We start from the raw sequence: 24101 nt of genomic DNA, 5'->3' as shown, positions 1-24101 counted from the left end.
CGTCTCGGGGCCCTCGTGCGTCGGCACTCCTCTGCAGGGGAGGGGCCTCGCGGTCGGCTCGCGGCATCCCGCCGCCCCGAGCGCGTCCCACCCCGATCCCGGCGACCGCCGGGCCTTCACGAGAGGAAGGACCATGCAGAGAATCACGGAGCGGCTCGTCTCCTGGGCGAGCATCCTTGACGACAACGCACGGCAGCAGGCGCTCACCGCGTCGGAGATGCCGTTCATCCACCCCCACCTGGCGCTGATGCCCGACGCCCACCTCGGACTCGGAGCGACGGTCGGCTCGGTCATCCCGACCCTCGGCGCGCTCATCCCGGCGGCCGTGGGCGTCGACATCGGCTGCGGCATGATCGCCGTCCGCACGCAGTTCTCCCGGAGCGACCTCGCCGGCCGCGACCTGGGCGAGCTGCGGCGCCAGATCGAGCGGGCGGTGCCGCTGTCGGCCGGCGCGGCGAACAGGAAGGTCGTCGCGACCGCCGAGCCGCGGGTGGCCGAGCTGGAGGAGCTCGCCGCCGAGGCCGGCTTCGATCCGGCGCGCTCCGCGAAGCACTGGCGGCTGCAGGTCGGCTCGCTCGGCAGCGGCAACCACTTCATCGAGGTGAGCGTCGACGAGACGGACGCGGTCTGGCTGTTCCTGCACTCCGGCTCGCGGGGCGTGGGCAACAGGATCGCGACGGCGCACATCCGGGTCGCCCGCGAGTACTGCGAGCGGCACTGGATCGCGCTGCCGCACCCCGACCTCGCCTACCTGGTCGAGGGGACGGAGCCGTTCGACCGCTACGTCGCCGAGCTGCGCTGGGCGCAGCGGTTCGCCCTGCTCAACCGCGAGGAGATGATGGACCGGGTGATCCGCCAGGTCGCCGAGTGGAGCGGCGTCGCGGTCCAGGAGCGGGAGCGGATCAACTGCCACCACAACTTCACCGAGAAGGAGCACCACTTCGGCCGCGACGTCTGGGTGAGCCGGAAGGGCGCGATCCAGGCCGACGCCGGACGGCCGGGGCTCATCCCCGGCTCGATGGGGACCGCCTCGTACGTGGTGGTGGGGCGCGGTGACGCGATGTCGCTGAACTCGTCGCCGCACGGCGCCGGCCGCGAGTACTCCCGGTCGGCGGCGCGGAAGACCTTCAGCCGCGAGCAGCTGCGCGAGGCGATGGCCGGCATCGAGTACCGCGACACCGACGCCTTCCTCGACGAGATCCCGGCGGCCTACAAGCCGATCGACCGGGTGATGGCCGATGCGGCCGACCTCGTCGAGATCCGGCACACCCTCCGCCAGCTCGTCAACGTGAAGGGCGACTGACCCCCTCCGCGAGATGCCACTTGTGCGCGCGACACGCCGTGGAAAGCGTGCACAAGTGGCATCTCGCGGAGGAGGAGGGCGGCGTCAGCGCAGGGTCTTGCGGGAGGTGATCTGACCGGTGTCGAAGCCGAGGAGGTGCAGGCCGCCGTGGAAGCGGGCGTGCTCGACCTTGAGGCAGCGGTCCATCACCACGGTGAGGCCCTTCGACTCGCCGTACTCGGCGGCCTCCTGGTTCCAGATGCCGAGCTGCACCCACACCGTCGGCGCGCCGAGGGCGACGACGTCGTCGATGACCGAGGGGATGTCGCTGGCCTTGCGGAACACGTCGACGATGTCCGGCACGACGGGGAGGTCCGCGAGGCTCTTGTAGACCGGCTGCCCCAGGATCTCCTTCGCGTTCGGGTTCACGAAGTACAGCTCGTAGTCGCTCGACTGCTGCAGGTAGGTCGACACGAAGTAGGACGAGCGCGCCGGGTTCGGCGAGGCGCCGACGATCGCGACGGTCTTCGCGCGGCGGAGGATGTCGAGCCGCTTCTTCGCGTCCGGCCCGACCCAGGTGCGCTGGGACTTGAGCAGCTTCGCCAGCGGCGAGTTCGTCGGCACGGAGCAGCTGAGCCCGTTGGACAGGTGCGCGACGACGGTGTCGTCGGCCCCGGTGGTCGCGGCGGTGCCGGCAGCGATGCCGGTTGCGGTGTCGCTCATGGTCAGACCTCCACGGTCGGGGAGTCGATGGTCACCGAGACGTCGTCCGGCAGTTCGGTCGGTGCGTCCGGCGTGCCGTGCGCCTCGACCGCGCGGGTGAGCGCCTGGTCGAGGTCGTAGATGATGTCGTCCGCGTCCTCGATGCCGACCGAGAGCCGGACGAGGCCCGGCAGCACCCCGGCGTGCAGCAGCTGCTGCTCGGTGAGCTGCGCGTGCGTCGTCGAGGCGGGGTGGATCACCAGCGTCTTCGCGTCGCCGATGTTGGCGAGGTGGCTGGCGAGGTCGACCGACTCGATGAAGGTCTGGCCGACGGCGCGGCCGCCCTTGACCACGAAGCTGAAGACCGAGCCGGGGCCCTTGGGCAGGTACTTCTGCGCGCGCTCGTGGTGCGGGTGCGCGGGCAGGCCGGCCCAGTAGACCTCCTCGATCCGCGGGTCGGCGTCGAGCCACTCCGCGACGCGGCGGGCGTTGTCGACGTGCGCCTGGATCCGGTAGGGCAGCGTCTCGACGCCCTGCGCGAGCAGGAAGGCCGAGTGCGGGGCGAGGACCGGGCCGATGTCGCGCAGCTGCTCGGCGCGGAGGCGCGTGAGGAAGCCGTACTCGCCGAAGTTGCCGTCCCAGGAGAGACCGCCGTAGGAGGCGACGGCGTCGTGCAGCAGCGGGAACTTCTCCTGCGAGTAGTGGAAGCGCCCCGACTCGACGACGACGCCGCCGAGCGTGGTGCCGTGCCCGCCGAGGAACTTGGTGGCCGAGTGGATGACGATGTCGGCGCCCCACTCGATCGGGCGGACGAGGTACGGCGTCGCGACGGTCGAGTCGATGATCAGCGGGATGCCGGCGGCGTGCGCGACGGCGGCCAGGCCCTCGATGTCGGCGATCTCGCCGGAGGGGTTCGCGATCGTCTCGGCGTAGAGCACCTTGGTCTTGTCGGTGATCGCGGCGGCGTAGTCGGCCGGGTCGTTCGACTGGACGAAGGTGGTCTCGACGCCGAAGCGCCGCAGCGTGACGTCGAGCTGGGTGATCGAGCCGCCGTAGAGGTTGGCGGAGGAGACGACGTGGTCGCCCGCGCCAACCAGCGCCGCGAAGGTGATGAACTGCGCCGACAGGCCGGAGGCGGTCGCGACGGCACCGAGGCCGCCCTCGAGGCTCGCGACCCGCTCCTCGAACGAGGCGACGGTGGGGTTGGAGAGCCGGGAGTAGATGTTCCCGTACTTCTGCAGCGCGAACCGCGCCGCCGCGTCGGAGGTGTCGTCGAAGACGAACGCGCTCGTCTGGTAGATCGGCAGCGCTCGCGCGCCCGTCACCGGGTCGGGGATGTTGCCGGCGTGGATTGCCCGCGTCTTGAAGCCGTACTCGCGATCTGCCATGCGATCGACGCTAGCGGGCGCCGCCGACACCGGGCCACCGGAGCGACGCATCCCGTAACAGTCCCAGGCTCCGAGCACTCGAAGCGTCGCGCCTCGACGACCGTCACAGCGTCGCGTGCACCGCCGCCAGCGACATCACCGCGATCGCGAACCACGAGGCGAGCGCGACGACCAGCGCCCGCCAGCCGGTCGTCAGCAGCGCCCGGAGCCGCACTCCGCTCCCGAGCGCGAACAGCGCCGCCGCCAGCAGCCAGGTCTGCGCCGTGTCCGCCGCGACCAGCACGCCCTCCGGCAGCGGCAGGAGCGTCCGCAGCAGCACCGCCGCGAGGAAGCCGACCACGAACAGCGGCACGATCGCGGGGCGCGGTCCGCCCTCGTCTCCGCCGCGTCGCGTCACGGCAGCGGCGACCGCCACCATCGGCGCGAGCATCACCACGCGGGTCAGCTTCACGACCACCGCGATCGCGAGGGCCGACGCCCCCGCGACCTGCGCCGTCGCCACCACCTGGCCGACGTCGTGCACCGACGCGCCGACCCAGTGCCCGAACTGCACGTCCGTGAGGCCGAGCGGGTAGCGCAGTGCCGGCAGCACCGCGATCGCGAGGGTGCCGCAGAGGGTGACCAGCGCGACCGGCACGGCCTGCTCCTCCTCCTTCGCGCGGGTCGCCCCGGCCATCGCGCCGATCGCCGAGGCCCCGCAGATCGAGAAGCCCGCGGCCAGCAGCAGCGGCTCGCGGCCGGGCAGGCGCAGTGCGCGCCCGAGTCCGTAGGTCAGCCCGAAGGTCGCGAGCACGATCGCGACGACGATCAGGATCGCTCCCCAGCCGAGCGAAGCGATGTCGACGAGCGAGAGCTTGAGCCCCAGCAGGACGATGCCGGCGCGCATCAGCGTGCGCGAGGAGAACTTGAGCCCCGGGGCCAGCCGGCCGCTGAGCAGCGGGCGGGCCGCCGGCAGCTGCGCGACCAGGATGCCGAGCGCCACGGCGGCCGTCAGCATCGGCACGGCGGGGATCGCCAGGTGCACCGCGAACGCCAGGACCGCCGCGGCCGCGCAGGCCGCGAGCCCGGGCCCGATCCGGGCGATCAGACCCACGAGGGCAACCACATGTGCGCCTGCCAGAACGAGAACGACGTCTGCTGCCCGGTCCAGAGCGGGTAGAAGTAGGCGGTCAGGGCCGCCGCGACCACCACGAAGATCAGCACGATCACGATGCCGCGCGTGCGTCTGCCGCGCTCGTCACCCCGCTTGCCGATCACCACCCCCGCCGTCAGGGCGAGCGCCAGCATCATGTAGGGCTCGAAGACCACGCAGTAGAACTGGAAGACGGTGCGGTCCAGGTACAGCATCCAGGGCAGGTACCCGGCGACGATGCCCATCAGCACGAAGCCGGCGCGCCACTCCCGGTAGCGCGCGAGCCGGTAGAGCAGGTAGACCAGCGCGAGCACGCCGGCGTACCAGATCAGCGGATTCGCGACCGAGGTGATCGCCTCGTCGCAGCGCACCGCCGCGCAGCCGTCGACCCCGGTCGCCTGGTCGACGAAGTACATGCTCGTCGGCCGCAGCATCAGCAGCCAGGTCAGCGGGTTCGCCTCGTAGGGGTGCGTGGCGCGCAGATTGATCGAGTAGTCGTACATCTGCACGTGGTAGTGCCAGAGGCTCTGCGCCCAGTCCGGCACCCAGGCGAGCGCGCCGGTCCAGGCGTTGCCCGGGGCCTCCGTCGCCCACTGCCGCGCCCAGCCGCCCGAGGTGCGCAGCCAGCCGAGCCAGGTGCCGAGGTAGGCGATCAGCGCGATCGGCACGACCAGGAGGAAGGTGACCGGCCCCTGCTTGAGGATCGCGCCGCTGACCCAGAACGGCACGCCCGCGCGCCGGCGCAGCAGCGCGTCGACGACGACCGCGTAGACGCCGTAGGCGGCGAGGAAGTAGATGCCCGTCCACTTCACTCCCGCGGCGAGGCCGAAGATCAGACCGGCGGTCAGCAGCCAGGGCCGCCACCAGAGCACCGGTCCCCAGCTCGGCAGGTCGCCCGCGGCGACCTTCACGGCCATCCGCTCCTCGGCCCAACGCCGGTCGAGCAGGATCGCGGCGACACCGCAGAGGGCGACGAACATCAGGATGCCGTCGAGCAGCGAGACGCGCGACATCACGATCGCGTGGCCGTCGATCGCGAGCAGCAGGCCGGCGAGCGAGGCGAGGAAGGTGGAGCGGAAGAGCAGCTTCCCGATCACGATCACGAGGGCGACCGCGAGGATGCCGACGATCGCGGTGGCGAGGCGCCAGCCGACGCTGTCGTCCGCGCCGAGCAGGCCCATCCCGAGCCCGATGATCCACTTGCCCAGCGGCGGGTGCACCACGAAGGACGGCGCTCCGGTGAAGACGTCGACGGCGCCGGTGGCGAAGCCCGGGTCGGGGTTCTCCGGCCAGGCGCCCTCGAAGCCGAGGTTCCAGAGCGTCCAGGCGTCCTTGACGTAGAAGGTCTCGTCGAAGACCAGCGAGCGCGGGTGCCCGAGGTTCCACAGCCGGAGCACGGCGGCGACCACGACGACGAGGATCGGCAGCCCCAGCTCCCAGAGCCGGCGGCGCGCGGTGGTCGCGACGAGGCGGTCGTGCACGTCGTCGAACCAGGAGCCGCGGGGCAGGTCCGGCGCGCTCTCGCGCACGCGCGTCGTCGGGGCGCTCTCGGCGGTGCTCGCGGCAGTGACGCCGGCGGTGCTCCCGTCCGCGGGCCCGACCGGCACGGCGCGCGAGGCCCCCGCGGAGTCGAGGAGCAGGTCGTCGAAGTCGCGCTGCGGTCGGTCCGTCACCCGGCCATGCTAACGGCGCGCGGATCCGCCACCGGGCCGTGTTCGGCCGCCGACGCGCGCCGACTGGGAGGATGGACGGATGATCATCCTGGCCGGCACGCCCATCGGCAATCTCGGCGACGCGACGCGGAGGCTCGTCGAGGCGCTCGAGAGCACCCGGCACATCGCCGCCGAGGACACCCGCGTCACCATCCAGCTGCTCCGCGCCCTCGGGATCGAGAACCGCCCGCAGCTCTACGCCCTGCACGACCACAACGAGCGCGAGCGCTCCGCCGAGCTGGTCGAGCTCGCCCGCGAGGAGGACCTCCTCGTCCTCAGCGACGCCGGCATGCCGACCGTCTCGGACCCGGGCTACCACCTCGTCGAGACCGCCGTCGCCGCCGGCGTCCGCGTGACCGCTCTGCCCGGCCCGTCGGCCGTCCTGATGGCGCTCGCCGTCTCCGGTCTGCCGACCGACCGCTTCAGCTTCGAGGGCTTCCTGCCGCGCAAGCACGGTGAGCGGGTCACGCTCTTCCGCTCGCTCGTCGACGAGCGCCGGACGATGGTCTTCTTCGAGTCGCCGCACCGCATCGGCGACTCCCTCGCCGATCTCGTCGAGGCGATGGGGCCCGAGCGACGGGTCGTGGTCTGCCGCGAGCTGACCAAGATGTTCGAGGAGGTCCGCCGCGGCACCGCGGCCGAGCTCGCCGAGTGGGCGGCCGACGGCCTCCGCGGCGAGATCTGCCTGGTGGTCGAGGGCGCCCCCGAGCGCGAGGCGTCCCTGGAGGACGGGCTCGCCGACGTGCTCGAGCGTGTCGCGGCCGGCGCGCGGCTCAAGGAGGCGTCGGCCGAGGTCGCGGAGATCACCGGCCTCTCCAAGCGCGCGCTGTACGAGGCGGCCCTCGCGTCCCGTCGCGGCTGAGCCCCGGCCCGGGTCGCGTCCGGCACCGCTCTGTCACACAGCGGGAGGCCCCGGCGGCGAACCCTAGGATGGTCGCCATGTCCGACGGCGCCTCCTTCTATCTCACGACCCCGATCTTCTACGTGAACGACGTCCCCCACATCGGGCACGCGTACACCGAGGTCGCCGCCGACGTCCTCACCCGCTGGCACCGCCAGGCGGGCGACGACACCTGGCTGCTGACCGGGACCGACGAGCACGGCCAGAAGATCCTGCGCACCGCCACCGCGAACGGGACGACCCCGCAGGAGTGGGCCGACCGGCTCGTGCAGAATTCCTGGAAGCCGCTGCTGTCGACGATCGACATCGCCAACGACGACTTCATCCGGACCACGGAGCAGCGCCACGAGGTCAACGTGCAGAAGTTCCTGCAGAAGCTCTACGACGAGGACGCGATCTACACCGGCGAGTACGAGGGCTACTACTGCGTCGGCTGCGAGGAGTACAAGCAGCTCTCCGACCTCGACGAGGGGACCGGCGAGTACGAGGGGCAGTACGTCTGCAAGATCCACTCCAAGCCGGTCGAGCTGCTCAAGGAGAAGAACTACTTCTTCAAGATGAGCGAGTACACCGAGCGACTGCTCGCGCTCTACGAGGAGCGCCCCGACTTCGTGCAGCCCGAGTCGGCGCGCAACGAGGTCGTCAGCTTCGTGCGCCAGGGCCTCGCCGATCTCTCGATCTCGCGCTCGAGCTTCGACTGGGGCGTCAAGGTGCCCTGGGACGACTCGCACGTCGTCTACGTCTGGTTCGACGCGCTGCTGAACTACATCACCGCCGTCGGCTACGGTCAGGACGAGGCGGAGTTCGAGCGCCGCTGGCCGGCGACCCACATCGTCGGCAAGGACATCCTCCGCTTCCACGCGGTGATCTGGCCCGCGATGCTGATGGCCGCCGGGCTCGACGTCCCCAAGCAGGTCTTCGGCCACGGCTGGCTGCTGGTCGGCGGCGAGAAGATGTCGAAGTCGAAGCTGACCGGCATCGCGCCGGAGCAGATCACCGACACCTTCGGGTCGGACGCGTTCCGCTACTACTTCATGAGGGCGATCACCTTCGGCCAGGACGGCTCCTTCTCCTGGGAGGACCTCGCGGCGCGGTACCAGGCCGAGCTCGCCAACGGCTTCGGCAACCTCGCCTCGCGGGTCATCGCCATGCTGCACCGCTACTACGACGGCGTCGTGTCTGAGCCCTCGGCAGTGAGCGAGGCGGAGGAGCGCGTGCAGGCGACGGTCGCGGAGGCGGCGGCCGCGGCCGACCGCTCGATCGAGACCCTCGCGATCCACGACGCGATCACCGCCGTCTGGACGATCGTCGACGAGCTCAACGGCTACATCACCGAGCAGGAGCCGTGGGCCCTGGCCAAGAAGGACGAGCGCGAGCGCCTCGGCACCGTGCTCTACACGGCGTCGGAGGGGCTGCGCGCCCTGGCGGTGCTGCTCTCGCCGGTCGTGCCCCGCGCGACCACGGCGCTCTGGGAGGCGCTCGGCGTGCAGGACGCGCTCGGCGCGCTCACCGCCCAGCCGCTGCGCGCGGCGGGGGAGTGGGGACAGCTGCCCGTCGGCACCACCGTCGGCACCCTCGCCCCGCTCTTCCCCCGCATCGAGGTCCCGGAGTCCTGACCCGTCCGGGCCGTTGATCGCGGAGCCCGCTCCGCGGGCGCCTTCATGCTGGCGGAGCCCGCTGCCCGGGCGCCTTCCGAGGGTCACGGAGCCTGCTCCGCGGGCGCCCATATGTTGATCGAGTAGCCCGCTGCGCGGGCGTATCGAGATCCGCCGTCTGCACACGCGGGGTCTCGATACGCCGCCTGCGGCGGCTACTCGACCTGCATGGTGGGCCGCCCTGCGGAGGGCGGCCGGACCAGCAGGCGGACGCGTTCCCAGCCGACGGCTGCGCCTCCATGCTGATCGCCTAAGCGGCTGCGCCCCATGCTGATCGAGCAGCCCGCGCAGCGGGCCCTTCATGCTGATCGAGTAGCCCGCGCAGCGGGCGTATCGAGCTCCGCCCTCTGCAAGCGCGCACTCTCCAGATCCGCCCTCCGGGGCCCCGCCGCCCCGCCCCGGTAGCCTGGACGCATGACCGACAGCCAGCACGTCCGCGCCCGTGAGAACACGTCCGGCCGCGACCTGACGTACCCGCCGCTGCCCGAGGCGCTCGTCGTCCCCGTCTACGACAACCACACGCACCTCGAGATCTCCGACGGCCTCGAGCCGCTCGACTACCGCGAGCAGCTCGACCGCGCCTCTACGGTCGGTGTCCGCGGCGTCGTGCAGGTCGGCACCGACGTCGAGACCAGCCGCTGGTCGGCCGAGCGCGCCGCCTCCGAGCCGCGCATGCTCGCCGCCGTCGCGATCCACCCCAACGAGGCGCCGGCGCTCGAGGAGCGCGGCGAGCTCGACGACGCCCTCGCCGTGATCGCCGAGCTGGCTACCCAGCCGCGCGTCCGCGCCGTCGGCGAGACCGGCCTCGACTTCTTCCGCACCGGCGAGAGCGGCCGCGCCGCCCAGTTCCGCTCGTTCGAGGAGCACATCCGCATCGCGAAGGAGACCGGCACCGCGCTGCAGATCCACGACCGCGACGCGCACCGCGAGGTGATGGAGACCCTCCGCCGGGTCGGCGCCCCCGAGCGCACCGTCTTCCACTGCTTCTCCGGCGACGCCGAGATGGCGCGGATGTGCGCGGAGGAGGGCTGGTACCTCTCCTTCGCCGGCACCGTCTCGTTCAAGAACGCCGAGTCGCTGCGCGAGGCGCTGGTCGCCACTCCGCGGCACCTGATCCTCGTCGAGACCGACGCGCCGTACCTCACGCCGGAGCCGTTCCGCGGCCGCCCGAACGCGCCCTACCTGATCCCGCACACCCTCCGCTCGATGGCCGCGACGCTGGAGACCGACGTCGGCCACCTGGCCGCCACGATCGCCTCCAACACCGAGCAGGTCTACGGCGAGTGGGGCGGCGAGGTCGGCTCTGAGCCGTCGGAGCCGGTCGGGCAGCTGGCATGACCGGCCGGCACGCGGCGGAGGCGGCAGCCGAGCAGGTCGCCGTCCCGAAGCTGCTCGGACCCGCCGAGATCCGCGATCTCGCTCAGCTGCTCGACGTCACGCCGACGAAGAAGCTCGGCCAGAACTTCGTGCACGACGCCAACACCGTCCGCCGCATCGTCAAGCTCGCCCGCGTGGAGCGCGGCGAGAGCGTCGTCGAGATCGGCCCGGGCCTCGGCTCGCTCACCCTCGGCCTCCTCGAGGCCGGCGCCGGGGTCGTCGCCGTCGAGATCGACGGCCGGCTCGCGGAGCAGCTGCCCCGCACCGTCCAGCTGATGGCGCCCGCCGCCGACCTCACCGTGATCCGCGCGGACGCGATGAAGGTGCTCGAGCTGCCGGGCGAGCCCGTGCGGCTCGTCGCGAACCTCCCGTACAACATCTCGGTGCCGGTGCTGCTGCACTTCCTCGAGCACTTCCCGAGCATCCGCTCCGGCGTGGTGATGGTGCAGTCCGAGGTCGGCCTCCGCCTCGCGGCCGGCCCGGGCTCCAAGATCTACGGCGGCCCGAGCGTCAAGGCGTCCTGGTTCGGCTCGTTCACGACCGGCGGCACCGTGTCCCGGCAGATCTTCTGGCCGGTGCCCAACGTCGACAGCGTCCTCGTCTCGTTCGAGCGCGGCGAGGAGCCGGGCGACGAGACCCTGCGCCGCGCTGTCTTCGCGGTGGTCGACGCGGCGTTCGCGCAGCGGCGGAAGATGCTCCGCCAGTCGCTCGCCGCGCTCTTCGGCGACAGCACCGCCGCGATCGCCGCCCTCGAATCGGCCGGCGTGCCGCAGACGGCCCGCGGCGAGGAGCTCGACGTCGCGGCGTTCACCGCCCTCGGCCGGGCGCTCGACCCGGCGCGGGTGCCGGTGCGCGGCGGCGCGGTGCCGGCCGCGACGGGGGCTGAGGACGACGGCGAGAGCGCCGACGAGGATGCCGACGAGGCCGTCGACGAGAGCGCTCCCGCCGCGGACGAGCGCGGCTCCGCCACCCTGTAGCGTGGTCGCATGGCCCATCGCGCGACGACGTCGAACCGGGTCCACGCGCGAGCGCCAGGCAAGATCAACGTCTACCTGAAGGTCGGCGCCGTCCGCGAGGACGGCTACCACGAGCTCGCGACGGCGTTCCAGTCGCTGTCGCTCTACGAGGACGTCCGCGCGAGCGACGCCCCCGACTTCTCGGTCGAGTTCTCCGGCTCGATCGACACCCGCGGCCTCGCCGTCGACGGGTCGAACCTCGCGATCAAGGCGGCGCGGGCGCTCGCCCGGGCGACCGGCTACCGCGGCGGCGTGCACCTCGAGATCGAGAAGAACGTGCCGATCGCGGGCGGGATGGGCGGCGGCTCGGCCGACGCCGCCGCGACGCTGCTGGCCTGCGACTCGCTCTGGGGCACCGCCTGCACCCGCGAGCAGCTGCTCGGCATCGCCGCCGGGCTCGGCGCGGACGTCCCGTTCTCCTTCACCGGCGGCACCGCGATCGGCGTCGGCCGCGGCGACGAGCTGAGCCCCGCGCTCGCGAAGGGCCGCTTCGAGTGGGTGCTCGTGCTCTCGGAGCAGGGCCTGTCGACCCCCGAGGTCTACCGCGAGCTGGACCGCCACCGCGAGCGGCACCTGCACGACTTCCGGCCGATCTCCGCGACGCCGAGCATCGAGCCCAACGTGCTGCAGGCACTCCGGGCCGGCGACGCCGCGATGCTCGCCGATGCGATGCACAACGACCTCCAGGCGCCCGCCCTGCACCTGCAGCCCGGCCTCGCGCGGATCCTCGAGCGCGGCGAGGAGAGCGGCGCCCTCGGCGGCCTGGTCTCCGGCTCCGGCCCGACGGTCGCCTTCCTCCTGCCCGACGCCGACGCCGCGCTCGACCTGCAGCTCGAGCTGACGTCCGCCCGCCTGCGCGCCGTCCGCGTCTCCGGCCCGGTCCACGGCGCCCGCCTCCTCTCCACCTGAGGCATGCCGTCGGGGCATGCTGGTCGAGTAGCGGCGCAGCGGCCCACCCATGCTGGTCGAGTAGCCGCGGAGCGGCGTATCGAGACCCGCCCTGCTGGACACGGTGGATCTCGAGACGCCCTCTGCGAGGGCTGCTCGATCAGCATGTGCGGGGCACCGGCCTTCACCATGCTGGTCGAGTAGCCGCGGAGCGGCGTATCGAGACCCGCCCTGCTGGACACGGTGGATCTCGAGACGCCCTCTGCGAGGGCTGCTCGATCAGCATGTGCGGGGCACCGGCCTTCACCATGCTGGTCGAGTAGCCGCGGAGCGGCGTATCGAGCGGAGGGGGCGCCTCCGGCGCCATCGCAGGGCGGGGAAGAGGCCGACGTCCTTGGGGTGCGCGGGTCTCGATACGCCCCTGCGGGGCTACTCGACCAGCATGTCTGCGGGCGTCTCTTCCAAGTAGACCCACCCGGCGTCCGCAGAGAACGCTCGATCTCGTGGCCTAGAGTGCCGCTCATGGCCCCCAGACGAGTAGCACTGTTCGCGATCCTCACCGGGCTCGTCTCGGCCGCCGTCACCCTCGCCGCCGCCGAGCTCGTCGCCGTCTTCACGGGCGCCGGCGGCAGCCCTCTCGTCGCGGTCGGCGGCTTCGTGATCGACATCGTCCCGCCCGGCGTCAAGGACACGGTCATCGCCCTGTTCGGCACCGGGGACAAGCTCGTCCTCCTCGTCTCCCTCGGGATCGCGGTCGCCCTGCTCGCGATCGCCGCCGGGCTGCTCGAGTACCGCAAGGCGCCGCTCGGCGTCCTGGTCCTCGCCGCCGTCGCGGGCCTCGGAGCCCTTGCGGCCGTCAGCCGGGAGGGCGCCTCCGGCATCGACGCCGCGCCGAGCGTCGTCGGCATGGTCGCCGGCGCGATGGTGCTGCGCGCTGCCTCCGCCCGCCTGCGCGCCTGGGACGAGGAGCCCGCCCAGGGCTCGACCGACCGCCGCTCCTTCCTCCGCCTGGTCGGCATCGCCGGTGCCGCCGCCGTCGTCGCGGGCGTGGGCGCGCGGGTCGTCACCGCCGCCGCCTCCGCCGTCACCGCGGTCCGCGAGGCCGTCGTGCTGCCGACCCCCGCCGCCACCGCCGCGCCGATCCCCGCGACCGGCGTCCTCGACAGCATCGAGGGCATCAGCTCCTACGTCACCTCCAACGACGACTTCTACCGGATCGACACCGCGCTCTCCGTGCCCAGCGTCGACCCGGCGGACTGGTCGCTGAAGATCACCGGCATGGTCGAGGAGGAGATCACCCTCACCTGGGACGAGCTCCTCGCCCTCCCGCTCGAGGAGCACCTCGTCACCCTCTCCTGCGTCTCGAACGAGGTCGGCGGCGACCTGATCGGCACCGCGCTCTGGCTCGGCTACCCGATCCGCGAGCTCCTCGCCCGTGCTCGCCCGACCGCCGGCGCCGACATGGTGCTCTCCCGCAGCATCGACGGCTTCACCGCCTCCAGCCCGCTCGAGGTGCTGACCGACGAGGGTCGCGCCAGCCTCCTGGCGGTCGGCATGAACGGCCAGCCGCTCCCGGTCGAGCACGGCTTCCCGGTGCGGATGGTCGTCCCGGGCCTCTACGGCTACGTCTCGGCGACGAAGTGGGTCACCGAGCTGAAGGTCACCACCTTCGAGGACGACGTCGCCTACTGGTCGACCCGCGGCTGGACCGAGCGCGGCCCGATCAAGGTCGAGTCCCGGATCGACGTCCCCCGCCAGGGCCAGGCCGTTCCGGCCGGCACGGTCGCGGTCGCGGGCGTCGCCTGGGCGCCGCACACCGGCATCTCGAAGGTCGAGGTCCAGATCGACGGCGGCGCCTGGCAGTCCGCGCGCCTGGCCGAGGCCGTCACCGCCGACACCTGGATCCAGTGGGTCTACGAGTGGGACGCGATCGCCGGCGACCACGTCGTCCTGGTCCGCGCCACCGACTCCGAGGGCCTGGTGCAGACCCAGGACGAGGCGCCGCCCGCCCCCGACGGTGCGACCGGCTGGCACATGCGCACCGTGACGGTCGCCTGAGCGCACCGCGTCCGCCCGTGGGGATCCGCGGAGGCGGCCCCCGGTAAACTCGGCCCCTATGGCACATCTCCTGGGCGCTGAGTCGCTCCGCCTCGAGTACCCCACGCGGGTCATCTTCGACGACGTCTCCCTCGGCATCGAGGAGGGCGACCGCATCGGCATCGTCGGCCGGAACGGCGACGGCAAGTCCACCCTCCTCCGCCTGCTCGCCCAGCGCATCGAGCCGGACGGCGGCCGGGTCACCCACCGCCGCGGTGTCACGCTCGGCATGCTCGACCAGGCCGACACCGTCGACGAGGAGCTCACCGTCGCCCAGGCCGTCGTCGGCGGGCTCGAGGAGCACGAGTGGGCCGGGGACGCGCGCACCCGCGACGTCATCGCCGGGCTGCTGCGCGACGTCCCCTGGGACGGCGTCGTCGGCGCGCTCTCGGGCGGCCAGCGCCGCCGCGTCGCGCTGGCCAAGCTGCTCGTCGGCGACTGGGACGTCGTCTTCCTCGACGAGCCCACCAACCACCTCGACGTCGAGGGCATCGCCTGGCTCGCCGAGCACCTCAAGCGCCGCTGGGCCGCGACCTCGGGCGGCCTCGCGGTCGTCACCCACGACCGGTGGTTCCTCGACGAGATCTGCACCGCGACCTGGGAGGTGCACGACCGCCTGGTCGAGCCCTTCGAGGGTGGCTACGCGGCGTACATCCTGCAGCGCGTCGAGCGCGACCGGATGGCCTCCACCATGGAGTCGAAGCGGCAGAACCTGATGAAGAAGGAGCTGGCCTGGCTCCGCCGCGGCGCTCCGGCCCGCACCGCCAAGCCCAAGTTCCGCATCGACGCGGCGAACCAGCTGATCGAGAACGAGCCGCCCGTGCGCGACTCCGTCTCGCTGTCGCAGCTGGCCGTCTCGCGGCTCGGCAAGGACGTCGTCGACCTGCTCGACGTCACCGTCCGCTACGGCGAGCGGACCGTGCTGAACCGGATCGAGTGGCGGATCGCGCCCGGCGAGCGCACCGGTGTCCTCGGCGTCAACGGCGCCGGCAAGTCGACCCTCCTCGGCCTCGTGGCCGGCAGCGTGCAGCCGACCAGCGGCAAGGTCAAGCGCGGCACCACGGTCCGCGTCGCGATCCTCGACCAGCAGCTGCGCGAGCTGACCGAGGTGCAGCACCAGCCGGTCCGCGAGATCATCGCCGAGCAGCGCACCAGCTACTCGATCGGCGGCAAGGAGATGACGCCCGGGCAGCTGCTCGAGCGCCTCGGCTTCTCCAGCGCGCAGCTCTCGACGCCGGTGAAGGACCTCTCCGGTGGCCAGCGCCGCCGGCTGCAGCTGCTGCTGATCCTGCTCAGCGAGCCCAACGTGCTCATCCTCGACGAGCCCACCAACGACCTCGACACCGACATGCTCGCCGCGATCGAGGACCTGCTCGACTCCTGGCCGGGCACGCTCCTCGTCGTCTCGCACGACCGCTACCTGCTCGAGCGGGTCACCGACCAGCAGTACGCCGTGATGGACGGCGCGTTCCGCCACCTGCCCGGTGGTGTGGAGCAGTACCTCGACCTGCGCCGCGCGCTGGAGAAGGGCGCGCCCGCGGGCGGCTCGACGGGCGCATCCGCTCCGGCTCCGTCCGGTCTCGGCGGCGCCGAGCGGCGCACCGCCGAGAAGGAGGTGTCGGCGATCGACCGGCGCCTGCACAAGCTCACGCAGCTCTCCGCCGCGGTGCACGAGAAGATGGCCACCCACGACCCGGACGACTACGACGGCATCCTGGGCCTGAACGCGAAGCTGCGCGAGCACCAGGACGAGGCGGCCGGGCTCGAGCTGCGCTGGCTGGAGCTGTCGGAGCTGCTCGAGGGCTGAGCGCGGCGCAGAACATCAGCTGAGAAGGGGGTGCCTCCGCTGTGGGGGGAGGGACCCCCGTCTCAGCTGATGTTCTGCAGCGGAGTCAGCCGAAGTCGAGCGAGAGCTTGCGGAGCAGCTGCGCCAGCCGCTCCTGCTGCGCGTGCGTGAGGGCTCCGAGCAGCTCCTGCTCGGCGTCGACGAGCCGGGTGATCGCCGCGTCCACCCGGGACAGGCCCGACGGCGTCATCTGCACCAGCACGCCGCGGCCGTCGTTCGGATCGTCGAGGCGCTCGACGAGGTCGCGCTCGACCAGCCGGTCGATCCGGTTGGTCATCGTGCCGCTGGTGACCATCGTCGCCTGGAGCAGCTGCTTCGGGCTCATCCGGTAGGGCGCCCCTGCGCGGCGGAGGGCGGAGAGGACGTCGAACTCCCAGGTCTCGAGCTCCGAGCGGCCGAACGCGCTGCCGCGCGCCCGCTCCAGCTGCTTGGCGAGCCGGCGCATCCGGGAGAAGACCTGCAGGGGAGTGAAGTCGAGGTCGGGCCGCTCGCGCACCCAGGCGTCGACGATGCCGTCCACCTCGTCATTCGCGCTCACCCGTCCATTCTGGCGGGTGCGCGCCCCGGGAGTCGCCGGGAGCCGCTCGACGGGGACGCCACGGCGACGGCGGGTGCGGGCGGATGGCAGGATGGACGGCGCGCGAGAGCGCGGTCCGCCATGGTGTAACGGCAGCACGGCAGCCTTTGGAGCTGTCCGGTCCAGGTTCGAATCCTGGTGGCGGAGCTCTGTCGTCCAGGAGCACGGTCGCCGAGTACGGCTCCCCAGCTGTCGCGCACGGTGGCGCGAACGTTGGGATTCTCCCAACGAGCGCGTACTCTGCACGCATGACGGCAGACATCGGACGGCGTGTGGCCGACCTGCTTCCGAGTGGCAGCACTCAGCGGAGCATCGCGGCGGACGTCGGAATGACACCGGACGCGTTCTCGCGCGCTCTCCGCGGCGAGCGCGGATTCGCCGCGATCGAGCTCGCGAAGATCGCGGATCTCCTCGACGCGGACCTGCACTTCCTCATCACCGGGGCGCCGGACCCGACCCGGATGATCGCGGCCGCACGCCACTCCTTCGACCAGGAGACGCGGCGTCATCACGTGCCGGGCAAGGACATCGATCTCCCGCATCTCGACGCGGTCCTGCTCGCCTATGAGCAGGTGCAGGGCGAGCTCGCCGCATCCGTTGTCCCCGAGACTCTCGAGTCCGCGCGAGCCGCCCTCGGCGCCGACTTCGTCCGTCCCTTCGCCGACCGTCTGGACGCGCTGGGGATCGACGTCGTCCGCCTGAGCGAGTTGACCTCCGCCTACTCCTTCCGCTTCGGTGATCGAGCGATCATCGCGCTCAAAGCGACGGGGAACTGGTTCTGGGAGAACTGGTCGCTCGCCCACGAGCTCGGGCATCTCGTCCACCAGGCGGAGTCCCTCCGACGAGGTCGATCGGTGGAGACGGTCTCCAGCGAGCCGGAGGCCAACGGCTTCGCCGCCGAGCTCCTCCTTCCCTCTCCGTGGATCCGGAGCATCGATTGGACGGGAGTGACGGAGTCGGACATCGCGGAGCACGTCTGGGATCGAGGCGTCTCCGTCGACGCCCTGAAGAAGCGGGTCGCGGCGCTGCGCCTCCCGATGAACGAGCATCTCGAGACGTGGTCGACGCAGCCCACGCAGAGGCTTCTGCGACGCCACTGGAGCACGTCCGACGCCGGCCACCCCATCACGTCCCGGATGGACGCGGCGTCGACGCGGAGATTCCCGCTCGCTCTGCAGGACGCTCATCTCGCGCAGATCTCGCAGGGGACCGTCCGCAAGGACACGCTCGCGTGGATGCTCGGGGTGGATCCTGTCGACCTGGAGGTCGACGAGCCGACCGACGGGTCGGCGCTCTCCTCCGATGCCCTCGCCGACCTCCTCGGTCTCGGTGCCTGAGGAGTGCCTTCGCGTGACGGTTCGGCTCTTCCCTGACAACACGGTTCTGATCAACTTCGCCTACCTCCACCGCATGGACCTCCTTCGTCGGCTGCTCGGGGATCCTGCCTGGTGCGCCACCGTCGCCCATGAATGCTGGATGTCCTCGTCCGAGCCGGATCTGGAGGACTTGAAGGAGGCGCCCGACATCTTCGGCGAGCCGCTGTTCCCGGAGACTCCGGCAGAACATCTCCTCACGACCGTCTATCGCAAGCAGCTGTCTCGACCAGGGGATCCGCCAACGAAGAACCTCGGAGAGGCGGAGACTCTCGCCATCATCCACAGTCGCGACATCAAGGCCGTGTTCTTCACGGACGACGCCGGCCCTGCCGCTCTCCTCGCCGGGGAGCCGAGCGGCATCCAGGTGCAGACGGCGACCACGTGGGGGCTGCTGCGGATCGCGTATCGCGCGCACTTCGTGGACGGCGACACGCTCTGGTCGTACGTCTCGGTGCTCCGATCCAGGAACAGGCATCTCCCTCCCGGACGAGCCCGATACGACCGCGAGGATTTCACTGCCTGGTTGGAGTGCTGAGGCGACTCCACGGACGCGTCCATGGGGAAGCCGGGAAGGGCCGCTGTCGATTCCGGTAGCGTGATCGGCGGCGCTCAGCTGGTCCGAGGCCCCGGAAGATGTCCGGGGACCCGCCGGCTGTCCGTTCGAAACGAGTCGCCCGCCCGACCGCCGACGGAGTTCTGAGGATCGCCGAGAATCCTCCGGCGCTCGCAAGTGGCGCTCACGGAGGAGAACGAATCATGGTCGACAGCACGCTCGCGGTGGTGATCCTGGCCGCAGGCCAGGGCACCCGGATGAAGTCCCGCACCCCCAAGGTCCTGCACCGCCTCGCCGGGCGCCCGCTGCTGGGGCACGTCCTCGACACGGCCGCCTCGCTCGACGCCGGCCACGTCGTCACGGTCGTGCGGCACGAGCGCGAGCGGGTCGCCGCCGCGGTCCTGGACCACACGCCCGCGGCCCTCGTCGTCGATCAGGACGAGGTGCCCGGCACCGGCCGCGCCGTGGAGCTCGGCCTCGCCGCGCTGCCGGACGACTTCGACGGGACCGTCGTGGTGCTCAGCGCCGACGTCCCGCTGCTGGACGCCCCGACGCTGCGCCGCCTGGTGGACGAGCACCTCGCGGCGGCCAACGCCCTGACGATGCTGTCCTGCGTGCTCGAGGACCCGACCGGCTTCGGCCGCATCGTCCGCGGCGTCGACGGCGGCTTCGCCTCGATCGTGGAGCAGAAGGACGCGAGCGACGCCGAGCTCGCGCTCACCGAGACCAACGCCGGCGTGTACGCCTTCGAGGCCGCCGCCCTCCGCGCGGTGATCGGCGCCATCGGCACCGACAACGCCCAGCAGGAGAAGTACCTCACCGACGCCGCCGCCGCGCTGAAGACCGCCGGCCGTGCGATCGAGGCCGTCCCCGTGCAGGACCGCTGGCTCGTCGCCGGCATCAACGACCGCGCCCAGCTCGCCGACGCGGCGCTCGAGCTGAATGCCCGGATCGTCCGCCGCTGGCAGCTGGAGGGCGTCACGATCCAGGACCCGGCCACCACCTGGATCGACGTCGACGCGGTCCTCTCGCCCGACGTCGAGATCCTCCCCGGCACGCAGATCAAGGGGCCGACTGTCATCGCCTCCGGGGCGATCATCGGGCCGGACACGACCCTCGACTCCTGCGAGGTCGGCGAGGACGCGGTGATCAAGCGCTCGGATGCGACGCTCGCGGTGATCGGCGCTCAGGCACAGGTCGGCCCGTTCTCGTTCCTGCGCCCGGGCACCGTGCTCGGCGAGCGCGGCAAGATCGGCACCTACGTCGAGACCAAGAACGCGACGATCGGCGCCGGCTCGAAGGTGCCGCACCTCTCCTACGTCGGCGACGCGACGATCGGCGAGGAGTCGAACATCGGCGCCGGCTCGATCTTCGCCAACTACGACGGGGTGAACAAGGCGTCCTCCGTCGTGGGGTCGCACGTGCGCGCCGGGTCGCACAACGTCTTCGTCGCCCCCGTTAGAATCGGTGACGGAGCGTACACGGGCGCCGGCACGGTCATCCGCAAGGACATCCCCGCCGGAGCCCTCGGCATCACCGTCGCTCCGCAGCGCAACATGGCCGGATGGGTGCAGACCCATCGTCCGGGAACCGCGTCGGCCACCGCCGCCGAGGCCGCCCAGGCGTCGGAGCCCGAGGGCACCGACCGCGCGACCGGAGGAAGCGGAGCACAGTGACGGGCATCACCGCCAGCAACAAGAAGAGCCTGGTCCTGGTCTCGGGGAGGGCGCATCCGGCACTGGCGGAAGCGGTCGCCGACGAGCTGGGCACCGAGCTGGTCACCACCGAGGGGCGCACCTTCGCGAACGGCGAGCTCTACGTCCGCTACGGCGAGTCGGTCCGCGGCGGGGACGTCTTCGTCCTGCAGTCGCACACCTCGCCGATCAACGAGTGGCTCATGGAGCAGCTGATCATGGTCGACGCGCTCAAGCGCGCCTCGGCCAAGCGGATCACCGTGGTCGCGCCGTTCTACCCCTACGCGCGCCAGGACAAGAAGGGCCGCGGTCGCGAGCCGATCTCGGCCCGCCTCGTCGCCGACCTGTTCAAGGCCGCCGGCGCCGACCGCATCATGTCGGTCGACCTGCACGCCGCGCAGATCCAGGGCTTCTTCGACGGCCCCGTCGACCACCTCTTCGCGATGCCGGTGCTGCTCGAGCACTTCCGCGAGAAGCTCGATCCCTCGACCCTCACCGTCGTCTCGCCGGACATGGGCCGCGTCCGCGTCGCCGACATCTGGAGCGACAAGCTCGGCGTGCCGCTCGCGATCATCCACAAGCGCCGCGACCCCAAGGTCGCGAACCAGGTCTCGGTGCACGAGATCGTCGGAGAGGTCAGCGGCCGCGTCTGCCTCCTCGTTGACGACCTGATCGACACCGGCCGCACCATCGCCAAGGCCGCCGAGGCCCTCAAGGCCGCTGGCGCGATCGGCGTCGTCGTCGCCGCGACCCACGCCGTCTTCTCGGACCCGGCCCGCGAGCTGCTCAGCTCCGAGTTCATCGACTCGGTCGTCGTCACCGACACCCTGCCGCTGCCCGAGGAGAAGAAGTGGGACCGCCTGACGATCCTGCCGATCGCCCCGCTGCTCGCCCGCGCGATCCACGAGGTCTTCGACGACGGCTCCGTCACCTCCATGTTCGACGGCGACGCGTAGGCCGCAACCGGAGACGTCCGCGCTCTCCGCGCCACATGCTGGTCGAGTAGCCGCGGAGCGGCGTATCAAGACCCGCCGTCGCCCGCGGGGTGGTCTGCAGACCCGCGTCTGACAGTGGTGGATCTCGATACGCCCGCTGCGCGGGCTACTCGATCAGCATGGAGGGGCGGCGCCGCTCGTGAGCGAGCGGATCAGTGCCGTTCCTTGTTGGTCGAGTAGCCGCGGAGCGGCTTATCGAGACCCGCCGTCCTCAGCAGGGCGGTCTGCAGACCGGCGTCGGACGGTGGTGGATCTCGATACGCCCGCTGCGCGGGCTACTCGATCAACATGGTGCGGCGCCGCTCGCGCGCGAGCGGCTCAGTGCCGTTCCATGCTGGTCGAGTAGCCGCGGAGCGGCGTATCGAGACCAGGCGTCGCCCGCGGGGTGGTCTGCAGACCCGCGTCTGACGGTGGTGGATCTCGATACGCCCGCTGCGCGGGCTGCTCGATCAGCAGGGGCGTGCGCGGTCGGCGGCCTTCGGCTCGCTCGGGGGAGCGTCCGACGCCCTAGCATGAGTGAATGCGCATGCATGGTGATCAGACCCGGACGGGGGGTCTGCTGCGCGCCTCCGAGCTGTCGCGGGCGTCGATCGCCGTGGCCGCGCTCTTCCTCGTCTGGTCGCCCGCCGCGCACGAGGCCGGCTGGTGGCTGCTGCTCGGTCTCGGGCTCGCGGCGGCGATGGCCGTCGTCGGTGCGGTCGCCGACTCCGGCCGCGAGGTGCACGACGGACCGACGGGGGAGTGGCTCGGGCTCGCCGGCCGCGCCCTCGCGGCGTCCGCCCTCGCGCTGACCGCCGCCGACTCGATCGTCGGCGCGAGCGCGCGCCCGGTCGCCGTGCTCCTGATCGTCGGCACCACCCTCTTCGTGCTCCGCGGCGGTGCCGTCCCGCCCGGACTCGCGCGCCTGCTCCTGGGGCTCGTGCTGCTCCTCCTGCTGGCGTCCGCCGTGATCGTCGCCCTCGCGGACCCGGTCGCGACCCCGTCGGAGACGGTGATCGGCGGTGCGGAGGGAGCCGGAACGGCGGCCGCCCTGCTGCTCGTCCTCTTCGCTCCCGCCTCGCCCGGCGAGACGCCGACGCTCGGCCGCTCGCTGCTCGGGATCGGCGTCACGACCGTCGTGGCGGCCGTGATCGGCGTCGGGCTGCTGATGCTCGTCGGTCCGCAGGAGCTCGCCGATGTCCCGGCCTCGCTCTCCGCAGTCGCAGCCGGGACCCCCGCCGCCGTCCTCGTCGGCATCGCGGCCGTGCTTGCCGCCCTCCTCGCGCTCGTCGCCCTGACCCGGCGCGACGCCTCGGCGCTGGTCCGGCTCGCGGACGCGGGCGAGATCCCCGGCCCCTTCGCCCACCGCAACCGCCGCACGGGCGTGCCCGCAGCCGGTCAGCTCGCCGTCTGCCTGGTGTCGGTGCTCGCGGTGGTCGTCCTCGACGCCGACGCCCTGCTCGCCTTCGCGGTCGCCGCCTCGCTGCTCGCGCTGATCCTGCGCCGGCTGGATCGCGGCGTCGCCGGCGCGCGCTGGCCCGCGATCGTCTCCGCGGCGGGCGCGCTCGTCCTCCTGCTCGCGCTGCCCTCGGCGACGGCCGCCGCGGTCGCCGTCCTGCTCGCGCTGCTGCTCATCGTCCGCGCCTTCCGGCGCTAGCGGCCCCTAGGCGAGCGCGGCGGTCTCGACCGGCCGGCTCGGCAGCTGCAGCGCGAGCGGATCCGCCCGCACCCGCCCGAGTCCCGAGCGGACCGCGCCGAGAGCGACCGCCTGATCGCCGAGCGTCGACGGCAGGATCCGCGGTGCCGGGGCGTGCACCTCGCCCACCAGGCGCTCGGAGACCGCCGCGAGCAGCGGGCCGGCCGAGGCGGCCAGCGCCCCGCCCACGACGATCAGGGAGACGTCGAGCAGGTTGGCGACGGTCGCGGTGATGGCGGTGAGGCGGTCGATCAGCCGCGCGACGACGGCGGAGGCCAGCGGATCGCCCGCGTCGGCCGCGGCCAGCACCTCGGCGGCCCCGGGCTGCGCCACGGCGTCGAGGAGCGACGCCGGCCGGCCCGCCACGGCCAGCGCCTCGCGGGCCCAGGTCCGCGCGAGGGCCGCGATGCCCTCCGCCGAGCCGACGCCCTCGACCAGGTCGAGGTAGCGCATCTCACCGGTCAGGCCGCGGGCGCCGCGCAGCAGCGAGCCGCCGAGCACGATCCCGCCGCCGAGCCGCTCGCCGGAGAGCAGCGCCAGGTAGTCGTCGCAGCCGATCGCCGCGCCGCGCCAGCCCTCGGCCAGCGCGGCGAGGTTCGCGTCGTTGTCGACCACCGGCGACCAGCCGCGGCCGGAGTAGTGGTCCACGAGCCCGGGGTTCATCGCGCCCCAGAAGCCGTTGTCGCCCGCGGGGGAGTGGCCGAGCGCGTCGACGGGAGCCGGGACGCCGAGGGTCAGCGCGAGGACCTCGTCGTGGGTCACGCCGGCGAGGAGGAGGGCGCGGTCGAGCACCCGATCGATGTCGGCGACGCGGCGCTCGTGCGGGAGGTCCTCGACGAGCTCGTGATCGACGGCCTCGACGTGCCGCACGAGGGTCTCGCCGAGCAGATCGGCGACGAAGACGCCGACGCTGTGCTGTCCGGCGTCGACGCCCACGATGACGCCCGCGCGGCGGCGGAGTGCGTACCGGCGCGCAGGCCGCCCCTTGACGTAGTCGCCGGCCGCGCGCTGGTTCTCCAGCTCCTCCAGCCAGCCGAGCTCGATCAGGTCGTCGCAGACGGCGATCACGGTGGAGCGGGTGAGGCCGGTGCGCTCGATCAGAGCGGAGGCGGTCACCGCCTCGCCGGTCCAGGCGCGCTCGAGCACGTCGAGCGCGCTGCGCCGGCGCTGGAACGAGCCGGTGCTCAGGGAGAGCCTGCTCTCGGACATCGCGTCCCCCTTCCCCTTGACGTCGG

19 protein-coding genes and 1 tRNA gene are annotated in these 24101 nt (G+C 72.2%); 14 read left to right on the top strand and 6 right to left on the bottom strand.

The genetic code is table 11. The features are described 5' to 3' along the window. The first annotated feature begins 133 nt into the window (after positions 1-133). On the top strand, positions 134-1303 hold the full coding sequence (locus tag MT351_RS11495) for an RtcB family protein (protein WP_243582240.1): 1170 nt from the start codon (positions 134-136) through the stop codon (positions 1301-1303). 84 nt (positions 1304-1387) lie between these two features. On the opposite strand, the gene MT351_RS11490 is transcribed toward MT351_RS11495, so the two are convergent. From MT351_RS11490 to MT351_RS11475, 4 genes are all read right to left on the bottom strand, one after another. Then, positions 1388-2005, bottom strand: coding sequence for a CoA-binding protein (locus MT351_RS11490; protein ID WP_308197741.1), 618 nt, complete (start codon positions 2003-2005; stop codon positions 1388-1390). A gap of 2 nt (positions 2006-2007) precedes the next feature. Beyond that, positions 2008-3372, bottom strand: coding sequence for an O-acetylhomoserine aminocarboxypropyltransferase/cysteine synthase family protein (locus tag MT351_RS11485; protein WP_243582239.1), 1365 nt, complete (start codon positions 3370-3372; stop codon positions 2008-2010). 103 nt (positions 3373-3475) lie between these two features. Then, on the bottom strand, positions 3476-4477 hold the full coding sequence (locus MT351_RS11480) for a putative sulfate exporter family transporter (protein WP_243582238.1): 1002 nt from the start codon (positions 4475-4477) through the stop codon (positions 3476-3478). Beyond that, a complete protein-coding gene (locus MT351_RS11475) occupies positions 4456-6177 on the bottom strand; it encodes a dolichyl-phosphate-mannose--protein mannosyltransferase (protein ID WP_243582237.1) in 1722 nt (573 codons plus the stop codon). Before MT351_RS11475 ends, MT351_RS11480 begins: the two co-directional genes overlap by 22 nt. Before the next feature lie 79 nt (positions 6178-6256). On the opposite strand from MT351_RS11475, the gene rsmI reads away from it, so the two are divergent. The 7 genes from rsmI to MT351_RS11440 all read left to right on the top strand — a co-directional run bounded on the left by rsmI (position 6257) and on the right by MT351_RS11440 (position 15957). Beyond that, a complete protein-coding gene (gene rsmI, locus MT351_RS11470) occupies positions 6257-7078 on the top strand; it encodes a 16S rRNA (cytidine(1402)-2'-O)-methyltransferase (RefSeq protein WP_123447639.1) in 822 nt (273 codons plus the stop codon). A gap of 77 nt (positions 7079-7155) precedes the next feature. Continuing rightward, positions 7156-8733 carry a methionine--tRNA ligase gene (gene metG / locus MT351_RS11465; protein WP_243582236.1) on the top strand — a complete coding sequence of 526 codons (1578 nt, stop codon included), beginning with the start codon at positions 7156-7158 and terminating at the stop codon, positions 8731-8733. A gap of 453 nt (positions 8734-9186) precedes the next feature. Continuing rightward, positions 9187-10110, top strand: a complete 924-nt coding sequence (locus MT351_RS11460; RefSeq protein ID WP_127887222.1) for a TatD family hydrolase — start codon at positions 9187-9189, stop codon at positions 10108-10110. Then, positions 10107-11126: a 16S rRNA (adenine(1518)-N(6)/adenine(1519)-N(6))-dimethyltransferase RsmA gene (gene rsmA / locus MT351_RS11455; protein ID WP_243582235.1), complete on the top strand. Its 1020-nt coding sequence runs from the start codon at positions 10107-10109 to the stop codon at positions 11124-11126. Before MT351_RS11460 ends, rsmA begins: the two co-directional genes overlap by 4 nt. Positions 11127-11135: 9 nt before the next feature. Further along, the gene (locus MT351_RS11450; protein ID WP_243582234.1) at positions 11136-12074 is read left to right on the top strand and encodes a 4-(cytidine 5'-diphospho)-2-C-methyl-D-erythritol kinase; all 939 of its coding nucleotides are present in this window, start codon (positions 11136-11138) and stop codon (positions 12072-12074) included. Between the two features lie 501 nt (positions 12075-12575). Beyond that, positions 12576-14111 (top strand): molybdopterin-dependent oxidoreductase, encoded by a 1536-nt coding sequence (locus tag MT351_RS11445; RefSeq protein ID WP_243582233.1) that lies wholly within the window; start codon positions 12576-12578, stop codon positions 14109-14111. A 58-nt stretch (positions 14112-14169) separates the two neighbouring features. After that, positions 14170-15957 (top strand): ABC-F family ATP-binding cassette domain-containing protein, encoded by a 1788-nt coding sequence (locus MT351_RS11440; RefSeq protein ID WP_123447634.1) that lies wholly within the window; start codon positions 14170-14172, stop codon positions 15955-15957. 85 nt (positions 15958-16042) lie between these two features. Here the strand turns inward: MT351_RS11440 and MT351_RS11435 are convergent, their stop codons facing one another. After that, positions 16043-16534 (bottom strand): MarR family winged helix-turn-helix transcriptional regulator, encoded by a 492-nt coding sequence (locus tag MT351_RS11435; protein ID WP_123447633.1) that lies wholly within the window; start codon positions 16532-16534, stop codon positions 16043-16045. 114 nt (positions 16535-16648) lie between these two features. Between MT351_RS11435 and MT351_RS11430 the strand changes: the two genes are divergently transcribed. The 6 genes from MT351_RS11430 (at position 16649) to MT351_RS11405 (ending at position 22827) form a co-directional block, all read left to right on the top strand. Further along, positions 16649-16720: transfer RNA gene (locus MT351_RS11430), tRNA-Gln, on the top strand. A gap of 101 nt (positions 16721-16821) precedes the next feature. After that, on the top strand, positions 16822-17910 hold the full coding sequence (locus tag MT351_RS11425) for an XRE family transcriptional regulator (protein WP_243582232.1): 1089 nt from the start codon (positions 16822-16824) through the stop codon (positions 17908-17910). A gap of 13 nt (positions 17911-17923) precedes the next feature. Then, the gene (locus tag MT351_RS11420; RefSeq protein WP_243582231.1) at positions 17924-18484 is read left to right on the top strand and encodes a hypothetical protein; all 561 of its coding nucleotides are present in this window, start codon (positions 17924-17926) and stop codon (positions 18482-18484) included. Positions 18485-18705: 221 nt separating this feature from the next. Continuing rightward, entirely contained in the window at positions 18706-20178 is a 1473-nt protein-coding gene (gene glmU / locus MT351_RS11415; protein WP_132437716.1) for a bifunctional UDP-N-acetylglucosamine diphosphorylase/glucosamine-1-phosphate N-acetyltransferase GlmU, read from the top strand. Further along, positions 20175-21152, top strand: coding sequence for a ribose-phosphate diphosphokinase (locus MT351_RS11410; protein ID WP_123447631.1), 978 nt, complete (start codon positions 20175-20177; stop codon positions 21150-21152). The genes glmU and MT351_RS11410 overlap by 4 nt, the downstream gene beginning before the upstream one ends. A gap of 559 nt (positions 21153-21711) precedes the next feature. Further along, a complete protein-coding gene (locus MT351_RS11405; RefSeq protein WP_243582230.1) occupies positions 21712-22827 on the top strand; it encodes a hypothetical protein in 1116 nt (371 codons plus the stop codon). 6 nt (positions 22828-22833) lie between these two features. On the opposite strand, the gene MT351_RS11400 is transcribed toward MT351_RS11405, so the two are convergent. After that, entirely contained in the window at positions 22834-24075 is a 1242-nt protein-coding gene (locus MT351_RS11400) for an ROK family protein (RefSeq protein WP_243582229.1), read from the bottom strand. Positions 24076-24101: the final 26 nt, after the last annotated feature.

This window comes from Rathayibacter sp. VKM Ac-2926, from assembly GCF_022815565.1.
Taxonomy (GTDB): domain Bacteria; phylum Actinomycetota; class Actinomycetes; order Actinomycetales; family Microbacteriaceae; genus Rathayibacter; species Rathayibacter festucae.
This window is presented reverse-complemented; position numbering and strand designations above follow the sequence as displayed.